Annotated in this window: 3 rRNA genes; all 3 read left to right on the top strand. The window is 56.1% G+C overall.

The window, feature by feature from the left end:
- The 3 genes from FQ330_RS00470 to rrf all read left to right on the top strand — a co-directional run bounded on the left by FQ330_RS00470 (nucleotide 1) and on the right by rrf (nucleotide 5,263).
- Nucleotides 1-1,517: ribosomal RNA gene (locus FQ330_RS00470) — 16S ribosomal RNA — on the top strand.
- A gap of 402 nt (nucleotides 1,518-1,919) precedes the next feature.
- Nucleotides 1,920-5,034: ribosomal RNA gene (locus tag FQ330_RS00465) — 23S ribosomal RNA — on the top strand.
- 112 nt (nucleotides 5,035-5,146) lie between these two features.
- Nucleotides 5,147-5,263 (top strand): 5S ribosomal RNA (gene rrf / locus FQ330_RS00460).
- Together the 16S, 23S and 5S rRNA genes form the textbook arrangement of a ribosomal RNA operon.
- Nucleotides 5,264-5,311 lie beyond the last annotated feature (48 nt).

Genomic DNA, 5,311 nt, shown 5'->3' with positions numbered 1-5,311 from the left:
CGGAGAGTTTGATCCTGGCTCAGGACGAACGCTGGCGGCGTGCTTAACACATGCAAGTCGAACGATGAAGGAGGAGCTTGCTCCTCTGGATTAGTGGCGAACGGGTGAGTAATACGTGAGCAATGTGCCCTTGACTCTGGGATAAGCGCTGGAAACGGCGTCTAATACCGGATACGACCCTCGGAGGCATCTCCTGATGGTGGAAAGAACTTCGGTCAAGGATCAGCTCACGGCCTATCAGCTAGTTGGTGAGGTAACGGCTCACCAAGGCGACGACGGGTAGCCGGCCTGAGAGGGTGACCGGCCACACTGGGACTGAGACACGGCCCAGACTCCTACGGGAGGCAGCAGTGGGGAATATTGCACAATGGGCGCAAGCCTGATGCAGCAACGCCGCGTGAGGGACGAAGGCCTTCGGGTTGTAAACCTCTTTTAGCAGGGAAGAAGCGAAAGTGACGGTACCTGCAGAAAAAGCACCGGCTAACTACGTGCCAGCAGCCGCGGTAATACGTAGGGTGCAAGCGTTGTCCGGAATTATTGGGCGTAAAGAGCTCGTAGGCGGTTTGTCGCGTCTGCTGTGAAAACCCGAGGCTCAACCTCGGGCTTGCAGTGGGTACGGGCAGACTAGAGTGCGGTAGGGGAGATTGGAATTCCTGGTGTAGCGGTGGAATGCGCAGATATCAGGAGGAACACCGATGGCGAAGGCAGATCTCTGGGCCGTAACTGACGCTGAGGAGCGAAAGCATGGGGAGCAAACAGGCTTAGATACCCTGGTAGTCCATGCCGTAAACGTTGGGAACTAGATGTGGGGACCATTCCACGGTCTCCGTGTCGTAGCTAACGCATTAAGTTCCCCGCCTGGGGAGTACGGCCGCAAGGCTAAAACTCAAAGGAATTGACGGGGGCCCGCACAAGCGGCGGAGCATGCGGATTAATTCGATGCAACGCGAAGAACCTTACCAAGGCTTGACATATACCGGAAACGGCCAGAGATGGTCGCCCCGCAAGGTCGGTATACAGGTGGTGCATGGTTGTCGTCAGCTCGTGTCGTGAGATGTTGGGTTAAGTCCCGCAACGAGCGCAACCCTCGTCCTATGTTGCCAGCACGTAATGGTGGGAACTCATGGGATACTGCCGGGGTCAACTCGGAGGAAGGTGGGGATGAGGTCAAATCATCATGCCCCTTATGTCTTGGGCTTCACGCATGCTACAATGGCCGGTACAATGGGCTGCGATACCGCAAGGTGGAGCGAATCCCAAAAAGCCGGTCTCAGTTCGGATTGAGGTCTGCAACTCGACCTCATGAAGTCGGAGTCGCTAGTAATCGCAGATCAGCAACGCTGCGGTGAATACGTTCCCGGGCCTTGTACACACCGCCCGTCAAGTCATGAAAGTCGGTAACACCCGAAGCCAGTGGCCTAACCTTTTGGAGGGAGCTGTCGAAGGTGGGATCGGTGATTAGGACTAAGTCGTAACAAGGTAGCCGTACCGGAAGGTGCGGCTGGATCACCTCCTTTCTAAGGAGCATCTCGCCGGCGCAGCCGGCGCAGAGCCACTACGGTCGCACACGTCGACCGGTGGTCAGCTCAAGGGTGGAACATTGACATTGGTGCTCGAGGGATCGGGTCCAGCTCAGTACGACTGCTTGCAGTCAGGAACGGCGGGACGCGGGAGATCGAGCACATGCACGCTGTTGGGTCCTGAGGGACCAGACGGCGCCTTTTGGCGTCTTCGGAACCTCGGACCGGCCGGTCGCAGCGCAGGGCGCTGGGGCTGACGGTACCGACCGTAAGTTGAGAACTACACAGTGGACGCGAGCATCTTAGATTCGAGCTTCGGCTCGAGTCTTGATGATCTTTATAGATCATTGGTCGCCATCGCCTCGGCGGTGGTGTCCTAACCAAAATACTCATGTATGTGGTCAAGTTTCTAAGAGCAAACGGTGGATGCCTTGGCATCTGGAGCCGATGAAGGACGTAGTAATCTGCGATAAGCCTCGGGGAGCTGATAAACGAGCTTTGATCCGAGGATCTCCGAATGGGGAAACCCCGCTGGGCGGCGTGCCGACCCAGTGACTCCCGCCTGAATATATAGGGCGGGTAGAGGGAACGTGGGGAAGTGAAACATCTCAGTACCCACAGGAAGAGAAAACAACAGTGATTCCGTAAGTAGTGGCGAGCGAACGCGGAAGAGGCTAAACCGATCGTGTGTGATAGCCGGCAGGCGTTGCACGATCGGGGTTGTGGGACATCTCAGCTGCTCTGCCGAGCAGCAAGCGTTACAGACCGCGGTAGGCGAAGAGCTTGGAAAGGCTCATCGAAGAGGGTGACAATCCCGTAGCCGAAACCGCGCAATGGCGCGAGGTCCATCCCAAGTAGCACGGGGCCCGAGAAATCCCGTGTGAATCAGCCAGGACCACCTGGTAAGCCTAAATACTCCCAGATGACCGATAGCGGACAAGTACCGTGAGGGAAAGGTGAAAAGTACCCCGGGAGGGGAGTGAAATAGTACCTGAAACCGTTTGCTTACAAACCGTTGGAGCAGCCCTAGCAGCTGTGACAGCGTGCCTTTTGAAGAATGAGCCTGCGAGTTAGCGATATGTGGCGAGGTTAACCCGTGTGGGGTAGCCGTAGCGAAAGCGAGTCTGAATAGGGCGATTCAGTCGCATGTCCTAGACCCGAAGCGAAGTGATCTATCCATGGCCAGGTTGAAGCGAGGGTAAGACCTCGTGGAGGACCGAACCCACTTAGGTTGAAAACTGAGGGGATGAGCTGTGGATAGGGGTGAAAGGCCAATCAAACTTCGTGATAGCTGGTTCTCTCCGAAATGCATTTAGGTGCAGCGTTGCGTGTTTCTTGCCGGAGGTAGAGCTACTGGATGGCCGATGGGCCCCAAAAGGTTACTGACGTCAGCCAAACTCCGAATGCCGGTAAGTGAGAGCGCAGCAGTGAGACGGTGGGGGATAAGCTTCATCGTCGAGAGGGAAACAACCCAGACCACCGACTAAGGTCCCTAAGCGTGTGCTAAGTGGAAAAGGATGTGGAGTTGCTTAGACAACCAGGAGGTTGGCTTAGAAGCAGCCACCCTTGAAAGAGTGCGTAATAGCTCACTGGTCAAGTGATTCTGCGCCGACAATTTAGCGGGGCTCAAGCACACCACCGAAGTCGTGGAATTCGCGCAACAGCTCGGCAGCCCTCGTGGCTGTCCAGGCGTGCGGATTGGTAGGAGAGCGTCGTGTGGCGAGTGAAGCGGCGGAGGAATCCAGCCGTGGACGCCACACGAGTGAGAATGCAGGCATGAGTAGCGAAAGACTGGCGAGAAACCAGTCCTCCGAAAGACCAAGGGTTCCAGGGTCAAGCTAATCTTCCCTGGGTAAGCCGGGACCTAAGGCGAGGCCGACAGGCGTAGTCGATGGACATCAGGTTGATAATCCTGAGCTGGCGAAGAACCGCCCAAGTCAATCCAGTAATGCTAAGAGTCCGAATCCTCGGACCGATCCCTTCGGGGTGACGTCCTTGGGCTAGCACTCGACCCTATGCTGGTGCGGCTAGCGTATTAACAGGTGTGACGCAGGAAGGTAGCAGAACCGGGCCGATGGTTGAGTCCGGGTAAGCCGTAGGGCGTGGGATAGGCAAATCCGTCCCACATACAGCCTGAGAGCTTTGCCGAACCCTAGAGGGAAGTCTGTGATCCTATGCTGCCAAGAAAAGCATCGACGCGAGGTTCAAGTCACCCGTACCCCAAACCGACTCAGGTGGTCAGGTAGAGAATACCAAGGAGATCGAGAGAATCGTGGTTAAGGAACTCGGCAAAATGCCCCCGTAACTTCGGGAGAAGGGGGGCCTGAGGCGTGACGGCACTAGCTGCCCGAGCGTTTGAAGGCCGCAGAGACCAGTGGGAAGCGACTGTTTACTAAAAACACAGGTCCGTGCTAAGACGCAAGTCGATGTATACGGACTGACGCCTGCCCGGTGCTGGAAGGTTAAGAGGAAGGGTTAGCGCAAGCGAAGCTCAGAATTTAAGCCCCAGTAAACGGCGGTGGTAACTATAACCATCCTAAGGTAGCGAAATTCCTTGTCGGGTAAGTTCCGACCTGCACGAATGGCGTAACGACTTCCCAGCTGTCTCAACCGCGAACTCGGCGAAATTGCACTACGAGTAAAGATGCTCGTTACGCGCAGCAGGACGGAAAGACCCCGTGACCTTTACTACAGCTTGGTATTGGTGTTCGGTGTGGCTTGTGTAGGATAGGTGGGAGACTGTGAAGCCCGGACGCTAGTTCGGGTGGAGTCATTGTTGAAATACCACTCTGGTCACTCTGGATATCTAACTTCGAACCGTAATCCGGTTCAGGGACAGTGCCTGGTGGGTAGTTTAACTGGGGCGGTTGCCTCCCAAAAAGTAACGGAGGCGCCCAAAGGTTCCCTCAACCTGGTTGGCAATCAGGTGTCGAGTGTAAGTGCACAAGGGAGCTTGACTGTGACAGTGACAACTGGAGCAGGGACGAAAGTCGGGACTAGTGATCCGGCAGTGGCTTGTGGAAGCGCTGTCGCTCAACGGATAAAAGGTACCTCGGGGATAACAGGCTGATCTTGCCCAAGAGTCCATATCGACGGCATGGTTTGGCACCTCGATGTCGGCTCGTCGCATCCTGGGGCTGGAGTAGGTCCCAAGGGTTGGGCTGTTCGCCCATTAAAGCGGCACGCGAGCTGGGTTTAGAACGTCGTGAGACAGTTCGGTCCCTATCCGCTGCGCGCGTTGGAAGTTTGAGAGGATCTGACCCTAGTACGAGAGGACCGGGTTGGACGAACCTCTGGTGTGTCAGTTGTTCCGCCAGGAGCACCGCTGATTAGCTACGTTCGGGATGGATAACCGCTGAAAGCATCTAAGCGGGAAGCCGGCCTCAAGATGAGACTTCCGTGCCTTCGGGCGAGAGGCTCCCAGCCAGACTACTGGGTTGATAGGCCGGATGTGGAAGTGGGGACTAAAGACCCATGAAGCTGACCGGTACTAATAAGCCGATGACTTGATAACACATATTATGAGCTTGCTGCTCGCGTCCACTTTGTGGTTCTCGATGTACGGTCGAGAACTGCAGCCCTCCGCTTCGAGCGGAGTGCTGTGCAGACTGAAACATCAACAGTGTTTCGGCGGCCATAGCGAGAGGGAAACGCCCGGTCACATTCCGAACCCGGAAGCTAAGGCTCTCAGCGCCGATGGTACTGCAGGGGGGACCCTGTGGGAGAGTAGGACACCGCCGGACTTCTTTTGGAAAGGGGCCCCAGATTCATCTGGGGCCCCTTTTTCTATG

The organism is Agrococcus sediminis (assembly GCF_007923295.1).
Taxonomy (GTDB): domain Bacteria; phylum Actinomycetota; class Actinomycetes; order Actinomycetales; family Microbacteriaceae; genus Agrococcus; species Agrococcus sediminis.
The sequence above is the reverse complement of the archived record's forward strand: the minus strand, read 5'-3'. Positions and strand labels throughout refer to the sequence as shown.